Origin of the sequence: Nonomuraea sp. C10 (genome assembly GCF_008017515.1) — a bacterium.
In the GTDB taxonomy this organism is placed as follows: domain Bacteria; phylum Actinomycetota; class Actinomycetes; order Streptosporangiales; family Streptosporangiaceae; genus Nonomuraea; species Nonomuraea ferruginea.
The window spans coordinates 5,598,949-5,612,582 of the sequence record NZ_VPFF01000001.1; the positions used below are offsets into that span (position 1 = coordinate 5,598,949).

14 protein-coding genes are annotated in these 13,634 nt (G+C 71.3%); 7 read left to right on the top strand and 7 right to left on the bottom strand.

Translation table 11 applies throughout. The features are described from left to right. Window positions 1–137: 137 nt before the first annotated feature. The 7 genes from FR742_RS25645 (at window position 138) to FR742_RS25675 (ending at window position 6,349) form a co-directional block, all read left to right on the top strand. Window positions 138–1,028: a hydroxyacid dehydrogenase gene (locus FR742_RS25645; RefSeq protein ID WP_246640779.1), complete on the top strand. Its 891-nt coding sequence runs from the start codon at window positions 138–140 to the stop codon at window positions 1,026–1,028. A 29-nt stretch (window positions 1,029–1,057) separates the two neighbouring features. Next, on the top strand, window positions 1,058–2,362 hold the full coding sequence (locus FR742_RS25650; RefSeq protein ID WP_187281302.1) for a sugar ABC transporter substrate-binding protein: 1,305 nt from the start codon (window positions 1,058–1,060) through the stop codon (window positions 2,360–2,362). 91 nt (window positions 2,363–2,453) lie between these two features. Further along, window positions 2,454–3,377: a carbohydrate ABC transporter permease gene (locus FR742_RS25655; RefSeq protein ID WP_148033300.1), complete on the top strand. Its 924-nt coding sequence runs from the start codon at window positions 2,454–2,456 to the stop codon at window positions 3,375–3,377. Further along, window positions 3,377–4,267 (top strand): carbohydrate ABC transporter permease, encoded by an 891-nt coding sequence (locus FR742_RS25660; protein ID WP_148033301.1) that lies wholly within the window; start codon window positions 3,377–3,379, stop codon window positions 4,265–4,267. The genes FR742_RS25655 and FR742_RS25660 overlap by 1 nt, the downstream gene beginning before the upstream one ends. Further along, window positions 4,264–4,941: a ferredoxin-NADPH reductase gene (locus FR742_RS25665; RefSeq protein ID WP_148033302.1), complete on the top strand. Its 678-nt coding sequence runs from the start codon at window positions 4,264–4,266 to the stop codon at window positions 4,939–4,941. The genes FR742_RS25660 and FR742_RS25665 overlap by 4 nt, the downstream gene beginning before the upstream one ends. A 99-nt stretch (window positions 4,942–5,040) precedes the next feature. Next, on the top strand, window positions 5,041–5,877 hold the full coding sequence (locus FR742_RS25670) for a glycerophosphodiester phosphodiesterase family protein (protein ID WP_148033303.1): 837 nt from the start codon (window positions 5,041–5,043) through the stop codon (window positions 5,875–5,877). Window positions 5,878–5,893: 16 nt separating this feature from the next. Continuing rightward, window positions 5,894–6,349: a hypothetical protein gene (locus tag FR742_RS25675; protein WP_148033304.1), complete on the top strand. Its 456-nt coding sequence runs from the start codon at window positions 5,894–5,896 to the stop codon at window positions 6,347–6,349. A gap of 14 nt (window positions 6,350–6,363) precedes the next feature. On the opposite strand, the gene FR742_RS25680 is transcribed toward FR742_RS25675, so the two are convergent. The 7 genes from FR742_RS25680 to FR742_RS25710 form a co-directional block, all read right to left on the bottom strand. Beyond that, the gene (locus tag FR742_RS25680) at window positions 6,364–7,023 is read right to left on the bottom strand and encodes a nucleoside monophosphate kinase (protein WP_148033305.1); all 660 of its coding nucleotides are present in this window, start codon (window positions 7,021–7,023) and stop codon (window positions 6,364–6,366) included. 61 nt (window positions 7,024–7,084) lie between these two features. After that, the gene (locus tag FR742_RS25685; protein WP_148034818.1) at window positions 7,085–8,134 is read right to left on the bottom strand and encodes a LacI family DNA-binding transcriptional regulator; all 1,050 of its coding nucleotides are present in this window, start codon (window positions 8,132–8,134) and stop codon (window positions 7,085–7,087) included. Continuing rightward, window positions 8,127–9,107 carry a cupin domain-containing protein gene (locus tag FR742_RS25690; RefSeq protein WP_148033306.1) on the bottom strand — a complete coding sequence of 327 codons (981 nt, stop codon included), beginning with the start codon at window positions 9,105–9,107 and terminating at the stop codon, window positions 8,127–8,129. The genes FR742_RS25685 and FR742_RS25690 overlap by 8 nt, the downstream gene beginning before the upstream one ends. Beyond that, window positions 9,104–10,090: a PmoA family protein gene (locus FR742_RS25695; protein WP_148033307.1), complete on the bottom strand. Its 987-nt coding sequence runs from the start codon at window positions 10,088–10,090 to the stop codon at window positions 9,104–9,106. The genes FR742_RS25690 and FR742_RS25695 overlap by 4 nt, the downstream gene beginning before the upstream one ends. Then, a complete protein-coding gene (locus tag FR742_RS25700; RefSeq protein WP_148033308.1) occupies window positions 10,087–11,187 on the bottom strand; it encodes a Gfo/Idh/MocA family protein in 1,101 nt (366 codons plus the stop codon). The genes FR742_RS25695 and FR742_RS25700 overlap by 4 nt, the downstream gene beginning before the upstream one ends. 151 nt (window positions 11,188–11,338) lie before the next feature. Further along, window positions 11,339–12,358 carry a LacI family DNA-binding transcriptional regulator gene (locus FR742_RS25705; RefSeq protein ID WP_148033309.1) on the bottom strand — a complete coding sequence of 340 codons (1,020 nt, stop codon included), beginning with the start codon at window positions 12,356–12,358 and terminating at the stop codon, window positions 11,339–11,341. Window positions 12,359–12,593: 235 nt separating this feature from the next. Continuing rightward, window positions 12,594–13,568 (bottom strand): glycine betaine ABC transporter substrate-binding protein, encoded by a 975-nt coding sequence (locus tag FR742_RS25710; protein WP_148033310.1) that lies wholly within the window; start codon window positions 13,566–13,568, stop codon window positions 12,594–12,596. Window positions 13,569–13,634: the final 66 nt, after the last annotated feature.

Here is a 13,634-nt window from a genome sequence, read left to right on the forward strand (position 1 = left end):
AAAGGACCCGGGTGAGAGACCGTCGTCGACCACAGGCCCTGCTGGTCATGGATCCTGCGCACTTCGGGGTGCAGTTTCAGGAACCGCAGTTACGACGGTTGCACGAACTCGTCGAACTCACCGATCCTATCTCGACCATGAACTTCGACGACCCGCTCGTACGGCGCAGGCTGCGCGAGGTCGAGGTGCTCGTCACCTCGTGGGGCTGCCCGCCGCTGACGAAGGAGCTGCTGGCCGGTGCGCCGGAGCTCCGGGCGATCTTCCATTGCGCGGGCACGGTACGCTCCTTCGTCACCGACGAGGTATGGCGGCGCGGGATACTCGTGACCAACGCCGCCGACGAGAACGCGATACCGGTCGCCGAGTTCACCCTCGCCGCGATCATCTTCGCGGGCAAGAAGGCCCCGTTCCTGGCCCACGACGCGCGCAAACATCGCGACGACTGGTCCTACGCGGCCGGGCGCGGCGAGCTGTCCAACCGCGGGCGCACGATCGGTGTCGTCGGCTTCTCGCGGGTGGGCCGCAGGGTCACCGAAAGGCTGCGCGGCCTGGAGGTCGACATCCTGGTGGCCGACCCGTACGCCGACCCGGCCGAGGTTCGCGCGGCCGGCGGCAGGCTGGTCGAGCTGCCCGACCTGCTGCGGCGCTGCGACGTGCTCACCCTGCACGTGCCCGCGCTGCCCGAAACGCGTCACCTGATCGGGGCGGCGGAGCTCGCCCTGCTGAGGGACGGCGCGACCGTCATCAACACGGCGCGTGGGTCCGTGCTCGACACCGCCGCTCTGGAGAGCGAGTGCGTGACGGGGCGGCTCGACGCGATCCTCGACGTCACCGACCCGGAGCCGCTGCCTGCCGACTCGCCGTTGTACGACCTGCACAACGTCATGATCACCCCCCACGTCGCCGGATCTCTGGGATCAGAGACCCGGCGGATGAGTGAGAGCGCCCTCGACGAGCTCGAACGCTACCTGTCCGGCCTGCCGCCACGGGCGCCGGTCACAGCCGACGAGATCAGCGTGAGCGCCTGAGCCCGGCTTCATGGAAGGAGACCGGATCAATGATCCCTTCGAACCCCCCCAAGGCCAGAGTGCGCCGCCATCTTGTGAAGACCGCGGGAGTGGCCGCCGCGCTCGCCCTCGCGGTCGCCGCGTGCGGTGGCGGCGGCTCCGGTGAGACCGCCGAAGGCGGCGGGAGCACCACCCTCACGATCACCGTGTGGAACCTCGCCAAGACGCCGGAGTTCACCGCCCTGTTCGACGCCTTCGAGAAGGCGAACCCCGGGGTCACGGTGAAGCCGGCCGACATTCTCGCGGACGACTATCCCGAGAAGGTCACCACGATGCTGGCCGGTGGCGACAAGACCGATGTGATCACCATGAAGAACGTGACGGACTACTCGCGCTACTCCGCCCGCGGGCAGCTCCTCGACATCACGGACATGGTCAAGTCGACCGACACCTCCAAGCTCGCCGGCCTGGACGCCTTCAACGTCAACGACAGCTACTTCGCGCTGCCGTACCGCCAGGACTTCTGGCTGCTCTACTACAACAAGGCCATGTTCGACAAGGCGAACATCAAGCTCGACGGCCCCATCACCTGGGACGACTACGCCAAGTACGCCCAGCAGCTCAGCCAGGGCGACGGCAACCAGAAGGTCTACGGCACCTACCACCACACCTGGCGGTCGGTGATCCAGGCGATCTCGGCGGCCCAGACCGGCGGCGACCAGCTCAGCGGCGACTACAACTTCTTCGCCGACCAGTACAACATGGCGCTGTCGCTGCAGAAGGGCGGCAACGCGCTGGACTTCGGCACCGCCACGGCCCAGCAGGCCGACTACCGGACCATGTTCGAGACCGCCGCGACGGCCATGATGCCCATGGGCACCTGGTACATCTCCGGCATCCTCGAGGCCAAGGAGAAGGGCGAGAGCCAGGTCGACTGGGCGCTGGCCCCGATGCCGCAGCGGCCGGGCGCCACCGACGTCACCACGTTCGGCTCGCCGACGGCGTTCGCGGTGAACAAGCGGAGCGAGAACGCCGACCTGGCCAGGAAGTTCGTCCAGTTCGCCGCGAGCAAGGCCGGCGCGGAGGCGATCACCAAGGTGGGCGTGGTGCCCGCGCTGCAGGACCCGGCGATCACCGAGGCGTACTTCGGCCTCAAGGGCATGCCGGCCGACGACCTGTCGAAGAAGGCGTTCGAGCCGGACAAGGTCGTGCTGGAGATGCCGGTGAGCGACAAGACCTCCGACGTCGACACCATCCTCAACGAGGAGCACCAGCTGATCATGGTCGGCGACAAGTCGGTGGCCGAGGGGATCAAGTCGATGAGCGACCGCGTCAAGAGCGAAGTCCTCAACTAAGGGACGCCGTGGCGGGCGCAGGGGGGCGCCCGCCGCTCCCGCATCAGGTTCGCGAAGGAGTCTTTCGCGAAAGGATTCACAGAGGGACACCATGGCGCACGTAATGACGCACCCGGCGCCGGGCGGATCGCAGACGCCCCGCCGCCGGCGGGCCTGGCGCGACACCCTGATCGGGTGGAGCTTCATCCTGCCGAACTTCCTGGGTTTCGCCCTGTTCACGCTCGTCCCGGTGCTCGCCGCGTTCGCGCTGGCGTTCATGGAATGGGACTCCGCCAACGACCCCGAATGGGTGGGGCTGGAGAACTTCGCGCGGCTGTGGAACGACGAGAACTTCCACGTGGCGCTCCGCAACACCATCTACTACTCGGCCGGCCACATCCCGCTGACCCTCGCCGCCGCCCTCGGGCTGGCCATGGCGCTGAACCGCAGGCTGCGCGGCGTCGAGTTCTTCCGCACCGCGGCGTTCTTCCCGTACGTCACCTCGCTGGTCGCGGTGGCCGTGGTCTGGAACATGCTGTTCAACCCCACGGCGGGGCCGGTCAACCTGTTCCTGGAGGCGATCGGCGTCCAGGACCCGCCGCGCTGGGTCGCGAGCACCGACTGGGCGATGCCCGCGGTCATCGCCACCAGCGTGTGGCGTGACATGGGCTACTACATGGTGCTCTATCTGGCCGGTCTGCAGACGATCCCCAAGGAGTACTACGAGGCCGCCATGGTCGACGGGGCCAACGCCTGGCAGCGGTTCTGGCGCATCACGCTCCCGTCGCTGCGGCCGACCACGTTCTTCGTGCTGGTCATGCTGACCATCCAGAGTTTCAAGGTGCTCGACCTGATCGTGGTCATGACCGACGGCGGGCCGGGCCGCAGCACGCTGGTGCTGGCCCAGCTCATCTTCCGTGAGGGCATCAGGGAGGGCGAGTTCGGCTACTCGTCGGCGATCGCGCTGGTGCTGTTCCTCCTGGTGTTCACCGTGACCGTCGTCCAGTTCCGCATCAACGAACGGAGGAGCTCCTGATGACCACGCTGCGCGAGGCTCCCCCGGCCGCCGGCCCCGGCGCGAGCCAGGCCGGCCCGCCGCCGCGCGGGCCCAGGATCTTCCGCAGGACGCTGGCGTACGTGTCGCTCGTCGCGGTGACGCTGCTGGTGCTGCTGCCGCTCGGGTGGATGGTCACCTCGTCGCTGAAGCGGAACAACGAGGTCTTCACGATCCCCATCGAGTGGATCCCGCGGGAGTTCCGCTGGTCGAACTACGTGGAGATCTGGGAGCAGATCCCGATGGCGACCTACCTGGGCAACTCGCTCTACCTGTCGGTCGTCATCACGTTTCTGCAGGTGCTGACCGGCAGCTTCGCCGCCTACGGCTTCTCCAAGGTGAGCTTCCCCGGCCGGGACGGGCTCTTCCTGGCCTACATCGCCACGATCGCGGTGCCGTGGCAGGCCTACATGGTGCCGCAGTACATCATGATGCAGCGGGCCGACCTGATCAACACGCACCTGTCGATCATCCTGCTGCAGGCGTTCGGCGCGTTCGGCGTCTTCCTGATGCGGCAGTACTACATGTCGATCCCGGACGAGCTGTGTCAGGCCGCGCGGATCGACGGGCTCAGCGAGTACGGCATCTACCGGCGGATCATCCTGCCGCTCTCCAAGCCGGCGCTGGCGAGCCTGGCCCTGCTCACGTTCGTCAGCACCTGGAACGACTACATGGGGCCGTTCATCTACCTGACGAGCAACGAGCTGTGGACCGTGCAGCTCGGCCTGCGCTCCTTCGTCGGGCAGTACCAGGCCGACTACGCCATGATCATGACGGGCGCGGTGCTGTCGGTGCTGCCGGTCATGGTCATCTTCCTGTTCGGGCAGCGCTACTTCATCCAGGGCATCGCGACGAGCGGGCTGAAGGGATGAGCGCGGTCCGCGGCCTGCTGCGTCCGGCTCGGCAGGAGACGTACGAAAAGGTCTTCGGCACCGTCTACGTCGGGCTGATGACGAACGTGCTGCTGGCGCTGTCGTGCGCGCCGCTGCTGGCCGCGCTGGCGCTGGTGCGCGACCCGCTGCTGTCGTGGCCGTTCTTCGCGGTGCTGTCGGCGGTGTGCGCGCCGGCGCTGGCGGGCGCGTTCCGGTGCTTCGCCCTGCTGGACGACGGCTCGACGGCGGTGCTGCGCGCCTTCTGGTCCGGCTATCGGCGGGCCGCGACGCGCGCGCTGGCCGCGTGGCTGGCGGGCACGGTAGCGGTGAGCGTGCTCGCGCTCGACGCGGTGGTGGTCGCCGGCACCTCGTGGGGTGCGGCCCTGGTGCCGTTCTTCGCCACCGGGGCCGCGCTGGTCGTGGCCGTGACGGTGGCGGTGCTGGTGGTGGTGGCGGAGTCGCCGCGCCGGGTGCGCGAGCTGGTCCGGCCGTGCCTGTACCTGGTGGCGCGCCGCTGGTACCTGACGGCGCCGACGCTCGCGGTGCTCGCGCTCGCGGTCGCGGTGGTGCTGCTCAAGCCGGTGCTCGGCCTGCTGCTGGCGCTCGCGCCGCTGCTGTACGTGGTCTGGGCCACGATGAGGTACGTGGTGCGGTCGCTCTTGACGGAGAGCTGATCCGCAAGGTCCATCGGACGTCCACTTCCGCGTCAACACTTCGTCATGACGGCACGTCATGTTCGGTGCGTAGGCGACTCCCCGCTATCGAGGAGACCCATGTCCCGAAGCACACGCACCGTCCTCATGACCGTCCTGGTGGCCCTGGCCATGGTCACCAGCCTGGTCACCAGCCCGTTCACCGTCCCGGCCGGGGCCGCGCCGCCCGCCGGGGTCTCCAACGTCGCCCACCGCGGGGCCTCCGCCTACGCTCCCGAGAACACGATCGGCGCTCTCAAGCTGGCCGCCCGGCAGGGCGCCGACATGTTCGAGCTCGACGTCCAGGAGACCAAGGACCGCGCGCTGATCCTCATGCACGACACCACGCTCACCCGCACCACCGACGTGGAGTCCGTGTTCCCCGACCGGTCGCCGTGGCAGGTGGGCGACTTCACCCTGGCCGAGATCCGCCGGCTGGACGCCGGCTCGTGGTTCGGCCCCTCGTTCGCGGGCACGCGGGTGCCGACCCTCCGGCAGGCGCTGAAGGCGATGAACCGCACCGGCCTCGGCCTGCTGCTGGAGATCAAGGCCCCGGAGCTCTATCCCGGCATCGAACGCCGCACGGTGCTGGAGCTGCGCCGCTCGTGGCCGGGCCCGGTGGTGGTGGAGTCGTTCGACTGGGACTCGATGCGGACCTTCCACCGGCTGATGCCGGACGTGCCGGTCGGCCTGCTCGGCACGCCCACGGCAGACGAGCTGGCGGGGCTCGCCGAGTTCGCCGGCCAGGTCAACCCGCCGTACCGGGACCTCACCCCCGGCTACGTGGAGGCGGTCCAGGAGCTCGGCATGCAGGTCTTCACCTGGACGGTGGACGATCCGGAGATCATGCGGCGGCTCGTCTCGTACCGGGTGGACGGCATCATCACCAACCGGCCGGACGTGCTGGCGGGCCTCTAGCGGGTAGCGCCAGGACATGGCAGATCAGCACGTCAGCGGAGACCCCGACCCCGCGCACCGGCGGCCGCCGGGCGTGACCGACGAGGTCGTCGAGGCGCTCGGCCTGTTCAGCGAGGCCCTGGAGAAGATCCACCGGGCGCGTGGCCACCTCTACGCCTTCCACCAGCTCACCGGCGGCGCCGACAACGCCCTCGACGAGGTGGCCGAGCTGCTGCGCGGCGCCGGGCACGGCGAGCTGGCCGGGCGCATCGAACGGGAGCTGATCGGGCTGAACGTGCTGGAAGGCCGGTGGACGTTCCAGGTCGTCGAGGAGTACGACGCCGGCTACTACGCGACGTTCCAGCGGCTGGAGGCGGAGGCCCGCGACCGGCTGGTGGGCGGGCGCACGCACGTCTACGAGGCAGAGATGAAGGCCCGCCGCCGCACCCGCGGCCTCCCGGGGCACGAGAGCGCGCCCGGCGCGGCCACCTGATGACCGTTCCCGGCTCAGGTCCTCGAACCGGCGCGGTAGGCGGGCAGCCCGAGGCGGTCCCTGATCGTCTGCTGGACCGTCGCCTGGTCGTCACGCGCGTCGACCACCACCACGTACTCCTTGCGGCGGAACAGGTCGATCACCGGGTCGGTCTTGCCGTGGTAGTCGCGCAGCCGCCGGGCCAGGGCCTCCGGCGTGTCGTCGGCTCGGGTGACCAGCTCGCCGCCGCACACGTCGCACCGGCCCTCGGTCTCGGGGCGGTGCGCGATGAGGTTGTAGTCCATGCCGCAGCGCGAGCACAGGCGGCGGGCCAGCACCCGGCGGCGCACCTCGTCGTCCGGCAGGTCGAGCAGGATGACGCCGTCGATGTCGTAGCTCTCCAGGAAGAACTCGGTCTGCCGCCGGTTGCGCGGGAAGCCGTCGACGACGAAGCCGAAGTTCCAGTCGTGCTGCTGGAGCCGCTCGCGCACGACGTCCTCCACCAGGTCGTCGCCGACCAGCTCACCGGCCGCGACGAGGCGGCGGACCTGGGCGCCGATCTTGGTGTGGTTCTTGACGTGCCAGCGGAAGATGTTGCCCACGTTGATGTGCACGAGGTCGAGATCGTCGCAGAGCATCGCCGCCTGCGTCCCCTTGCCGCTCCCCTGCACCCCCATGATCACAAATTTCCGCATGTCTGCCTTTCTGCCACCGTCAGGGCACCGTACCCCTTTTCTTGCAGCACGGCCGGAGACATCAGCGGGTCCGGGAGCGTACCGGGGTGCTCTCGCGGAGCAGCACCGTCGTCGAGGTCTGCACGCTCACCGGCCCCGGGTCGTCCGACAGGGCGACCCGCATCGCGGTGAGCCCCACCTCGCGCAGCGGCACGGCCACGGTGGTGAGCGCGGGGGTCACGTCCACGGCGGAGTCGATGTCGTCGAAACCCGCGACGCCGATGTCCCTGCCGGGGACGAGGCCGGCGTCGCGGAAGGCGGACATGGCGCCGATCGCCATCACGTCGGTGACGGCGAAGACCACCTCCACCCCGTCCAGGCCGCGCTCGGCGAGACGGCGCGCGGCCTCGTAGCCGCCGGCGCGGGTGAACTCGGTCTCGACCACGAACCGGTCCTCGACGGCCAGGCCCAGCTCGCGCAGTCCCGCCAGGAAGCCGGCGCACCGGTCACGCGAGGTGCGCACGGTGGCGGGCGCGCGGAACAGCGCGAACCGCCGGTAACCGGCCGCCGCCAGCGCGCGGGCGAGCTGGTACGCGCCGCCCGCGTTGTCGATGGTCACCGTGTCGAACGGCAGGTCGCGCTGGCTGATCATGACGACCCGGCCACCGGCGGACCGGTACGCCTCCAGCTCGCCGGAGAGCGCGGCCCTGGTCGCGGCGCCGTCGATGCGGCTGCCCGCGACGGCGATCAGGCGGGGTCGCTGGCCGCGCAGCGTGCGGATGATCTCCAGCTCGCGTTCGGGTGAACGGCCGGCCACCGCCATGGTGACGATCAGCCCGGCCGCCTCCGCGGCCTCGGTGACGCCGGCGGCGATGGCGGAGAAGTACGGGTCGGCCACGTCGCCCACGACCAGGGCCGCGGTCCTGGTCTGGCCCCTGGCGATGGCCTGCGCCGACAGGTGCGGCCGGTAGTTGAGCTTGGCCGCGGCGGCCCGGACCCGGGAGGCGTTCTCGGTGCGGACGTTGCGCGCGCTGCCGTTGAGCGCGCGGGACGCGGTGGCGACGGAGACCCCCGCCTCCCGCGCCACGTCATGCAGGGTCACCGCGCCCGGCCCCTCGGCCCCGTCAGGCATCACGGCCGGACGCCGGGCGCACGGGCGGATGGACGGGCGCGTGCGCGGGTGGATCGGCGGGTGAGTGCGTGGGTGGATCGATGGGTGAGTGCGCGGGTTGAGAGACGGGTGAGTGCGCGGAGGGCTTGACGGGTGGGTGCGCAGGTTCAGAGACGGGTGGATGCGCGGGTTCAGAGACGGGCGCGTGAGCGGGTGGGTGCGTGGGTTGAGGGACGGGTGAGTGCGCGGAGGGCTTGACGGGTGGGTGCGTGGAGGGATGGACGGGGGCGTGGACGATGGGGCGGGTGACGTCGTGGGCGCGCAGGTGGCCGCACATGCCCCAGCGCTCCTGCGGCGGCGCCTCCAGGAGCATGGCGTGCCGCAGGTGGATGCCGTCGCCGCGGCCTAGGGCGTCGAGCACCTCGGCGGTGTCGCGGGTCCCCGCGGCGACCGTGGTCTCCCAGATGCGCCGCCACCCCGCGACCTTGGGCCGGACCAGGGCGACGGCGCTGTCGTAGAAGCGCAGCAGCGGCCCGTAGTCGCCGGCGCGGGCGCTCTCGGCCAGCCGGAGGAACCCCTCGACGGCGAGGTCACGCCGCCGCGCCACGGCCGCTTCCTCCCCGCCGGCGGGCAGCCCGGCCGCCTCCTGGTAGGCGTCCCGGTCGGACACCACCTCCGGCGGGAACGTCATGACGGCGTCGCCCGCCTCGGGCAGCCCGGCGTTCTGCATGACGACGACCACCTCCAGGCCGCCCCGGTTGACGGCCCGGTGGATGGTGCCCGGCGTGAACCACACGGTCGTCCCCGCGGTCAGCTCCGTTTCGCGCAGGCCGTTCATGTCGAGCGTCTGCAGCGCGCCGCGCCCGCCGGTGACGACGTAGGCCTCGGTGGAGGCGGTGTGCAGGTGCGGGGTGCCGCCTTCGAGCCCGTCGGCGCACGCGCCGGTGTAGACCGACAGCCGGGAGACGGAGGTGCCGCCGGGAAACGCCGTCATGCGACGGCCCCACCCGGCGGCGCCAAGGCGGCGGACACGTCGGCCGGCACGTCGGCCCACACGTCGGCCGGCACGTCGGCCAGCACCGCGCGGCCCCGCTCGGCCAGCAGCGCGCTGCCCTCGTCGCCCCGGTCTCCGTCGGCGATCACGACCGCGTACCGGAAGGCGAGCGTGCGGCCGTGCTCGACCCGCAGCTCCTCGCCGAAGAACGGCGCCGGGCACAGGCAGGCGAACATCTCGCTGCGGGCGAACCACCGCGGCGGGTGCTGAGGGTTGGCCGCGTCGTCCACCATGACGATCGTGGACCAGCCGCCGGTCTCGTCGTGACGCCCGCGGAAGCCGAACCACTCGGCCCGCGTCCCCCGCAGCTCGTCACCGCCCGCCCCGGACGGCGACTGGATGATCCCCCCGGTGAACGAGCGCGGGCCGCGCCAGAACAGCCCGCCGTAACCGGCGTTCTCGCGTCCCTTGGTGGTCGGGGAGCCGAAGTCGAGCGGCCCGCCTGACACGTTCGTCATGGCCGTGCCGAAGACCAGCGCCCAGGTCGTCTCGTCCAGCACGGTGGCCGTGAGCGAGCGCCGCTCCTCGATCACCGGCCGCCCCGCCTGGGAGATCCAGTCGAGCCGGTGCGCCAGACCGGCGCGCCCGCCGTCCGCGCCGAGCGCGGTCATCTCGCGGTGCACGGCGCTGCCGTTGTTGTCGAGCTGTACGTAGCCGCGCCCGCGTTCGTACGTGGGCCCGCCCCAGAAGTTGTGCTCGCCCACGTGCGGCAGCGACCAGGCGATGCCCTTGTGCCAGACGTGGTCGTGCGGCCGGTAGAGCGACACCACGTCGCCGCCCAGGGTGCGCACCGGGTGCAGGTAGGGCTTGGGCGACTCCAGGACGGGCGTGTCGGGACGGTAGACGTAGGCGAACAGCTCGACGTCCCCGGCTGTGACGGCGACGGACCGGCCCAGCGTGTGGACGGCCTGGAGGGTGGTCACCTGTCCGTTCCTTCCCAGGGGGCGCCGGTGCCGTCCATGCGCCGGGCGAACGGGCTGCCGGGGCCGACCTGCCCGCGCGTGATCCGCTCGCCGGTGAAGGCGGAGGCGTACAGGGCGGCCACGAACTCCATCGTCACGCGGGCGTCCGCCAGCGTGACCGGCGGCGCCTCGTCCCGGTCGAGCGCGTCGAGCACCGCCGCGAGCTGGCCGTGGTGGCCGCTGGAATCGGCGCTGCGGCCCTCGGCCGACCAGCGCTTGGCCACGTCCTCGCAGCCGGGGGCGGGGGTGACGCTCCAGTCGGCGTCGGTGTAGCCGTACAGGTGCTCCAGCTCGACGGTGGCGCGCTCGAAGTCGAAGCGGAGCACGGACGTCTCGCGCGGCGACAGCACCGAGTTGACCACCGAGGCGACCGCGCCGCTCTCGAACGTGACCATGGCCATCGACACGTCCTCGGTCTCGGTGTCGCGCGCCTGGCGGACGGCCAGGCCGCTGACCTCGCGCCATGGGCCGAGCACGGAGAACAGCAGGTCGAACTGGTGGATGCCGTGGCCCATGGTGGGGCCGCCGCCTTCCGAGGCCCAGGTGCCGCGCCAGGGGACCTCGAAGTAGGCGTCGCCGCGGTACCACTGGGTCAGGCAGGTGGCGACCAGCGGGCGGCCCAGTTCGCCGCCGTCCAGCATGCGGCGCAGCCGGGCCGCGCCGGGGCCGAAGCGGTGCTGGAAGACGGTCGCCATGTGGGCCGTCGAGCGGCTCTCGGCCTCGGCGAGCGTGTCGAGCTCGGCCAGGGAGAGGGTGGGCGGCTTCTCGACGAGCACCGTGACGCCCGCTTCGAGGCATTCGAGCGCGAGCGGGGCGTGCAGGAGGGGCGGGGTGCAGAGGTGGACCAGGTCGACCGGCTCCTCGCGGAGCAGCTCGGTCAGAGTCGTGAAGGTGCGGGGAACCTGCCAGGTGGCGGCGAAGGTCTCGGCCCTGCCGAGGTCGACGTCGACGGCCGCGACGAGGCGCGCCCGCCCGCCGGACCCGGCGACGGCCTGTGCGTGGGCGGTGGCGATCCCGCCGGTGCCGACGATCGCGGACCGGTAGCTGCGTTGAGACATGTGACCCTTCGGGGGCGTGGGGGGCGCGCGCCGGGAAAACGCATTCCGCAGTCTGCCTTTTCCCGGACTTCACCGTCAAGGGGCATTCAGCCGGACCGCGACGCCCGCCTCGGGGCGGGCGGAAGCCTCGGCGGGGAACGGTTCCCGCGGGTCAGGGGCGGGTGGTTCCGCGGATGACGAGGGTGCCCTGGACCGTCAGGTGTTCGGGTTCGGGGGTCTCCCTGAGCGCCAGGCGGATGGCTTCGGCGCCGACGTGGGCCAGCGGGAGCGCGACCGTCGTCAGCCTCGGCGTCACGTCCTCCGCGAGCTGGATGTCGTCGATGCCCGCCACCGACACCTCGGCGGGGACGGGCACCCCGGCCTCGCGGAGGGCCGCCAGGGCGCCGATCGCGAGGACGTCGCTGACCGCCGCGACCGCATCCGGCGGCCCGCTCCTGATCAGCCGCCGGACCGCCGCGTACCCGCCGTCCCTGCCGGCCTCGCAGGGCACGACGCGCACCTGGCGGGCGGGCACCCCGCCCCGGCGCAGGCCCTCGGCGCAGCCCGCGACCCTGGCGGCGAAGTTCGCCCGGTCCTCGGGGCCGGCCAGGATCGCCACCCGCCGGTGGCCGGTCATGGCCAGATGGGTCCCCATCACCCGGCCCGCGCCGTGGTCGTCGAAGGCGATCGAGTCGAACGCCCGGTCCGTCACGCCGACGATCACCACCCGCCCGCCCGCTCGCTCGTACGCGCGCAACTCGTCCGTCAGGCGGTCGTCGAGCGCGTTCGCGCGGAACCGGGAGGAGGTCAGCACGAGCGCGCGCGGCCGCAGCGCGCGCAGCAGGCGCACCGTTTCGAGCTGCCGCTCCAGGGCGCCGTGGGTGGCGGAGACGGTCACGAACACGCCGGTCATCCTGGCCTGGCGCTCCATCGCGGACACGACGACGCCCATGGCAGGGGTGGTCAGGTCGTCGGTGACGAGCGTGATCGCCTCGCTCCCCCGCCGCATGGCGCGCGCCGCCGCGTCCGCGGTGTAGCGCAGGGCCTCCGCCGCGGCCAGGACGCGCCGCTCGTACTCGGGGGCGACGGCGCGCGAGCTGCCGCCCAGCACCCGTGACGCGGTCGCCACCGAGACCCCGGCGGCCGCCGCCACGTCGCGCAGCGTGACCGTACGTCTCGCCGCGTGAGGCATCCGGCCGGCTCCCTTCTTCCGCGACGCCGACTCACGGCGGCGCGGCCGGAGCCGACGCCCATGCGGGCCGGCTCTTCCGCGACGCCGACTCACGAGGGTAAGGGATGCGCCGCGGCTCTGAAACTTTCGGAGCCGGGAGGGAACGCCGAAGGCCCGGACGCGCGCGCCCGGGCCCTTCACGGTGAGACGATCATCCGTACGAGCGCCCCGGCTCACGTCCGCTGCGGTCGGCCGGTCAGCTGCTGCTGCCGAGGAAGCCGTTCTGCTCCAGCCATTCGGCGGTGACCGTGCCGGGCTCCTTGCCGTCCACGTCGACCTGGGCGTTGAGCGCCTGCATGGTGGCGTCGTCCAGCTTGGCGATGACCGGGTTCAGCACCTGCTCCAGGGCCGGGTGCTTCTTGTACAGGTCGTCCTTGACGGTGACCGCGGCGTTGTAGATCGGGAAGAAGTTCTTGTCGTCCTCCAGCACGGTCAGGTCGAGCGCGGCGATGCGGCCGTCGGTGGTGAACACCTCGCCGAAGTTGCAGGTCTCGCCCTTGTCCGTCTCGGTGTAGACGACGCCGGTGTCCAGCAGCGCGATCCGGTCCTTGGGCATCTCGAAGCCGTACTTCTTGGTCAGGCCGGGCAGGCCGTCGTCGCGGGTGGAGAACTCGGTCTCGATGCACATCGTGACCTCCTCCGGCTTGGTCTTCGCCAGCTCGGCCACGTCGGAGACCGTCTTGACGCCCAGTTCCTGCGCCTTCTCCGAGCGGATGGCCAGGGCGTAGGTGTTGTTGAGCGGCGTCGGGCCGATCCAGCGGATCTGGTTCTGCTCCAGGTCGGCCTCCGCGGTGGCCTTGAACTGCTCGGCGGAGTCCTGGATCGGCTCGGTCTTCTTCAGGTGCTCGATCCAGCCGGTGCCGGAGTACTCCCAGTACAGGTCGATCTCACCGGCCTGCAGCGCCTTGCGGTTGGTGACCGTACCGCCCAGGTTGGTCTTGTCCTCGACCTCGGCGCCGTGCGCCTTGAGCAGCTGCACGGCGATCTTGCCGAGCACGATGTTCTCGGTGAAGTCCTTGGAGCCGACGACGAACGAGGCGCCCTCCAGCTCGGTGCCTGCGCTGGACGCCTCGACGGCGCTTCCGCCGCCACCGCACCCGGCGGCCGCTGTCAGGGTCAGGGCCGCTGCTGCGAGCACGGCGAACTTGCGGCGGACGGGGCGGGAAAACACGTGAAAACACCTCTCGCGGTGGGGGTCTTACGAAAAATCGGGATTCGAGGGATGGGAAGTCGGCGG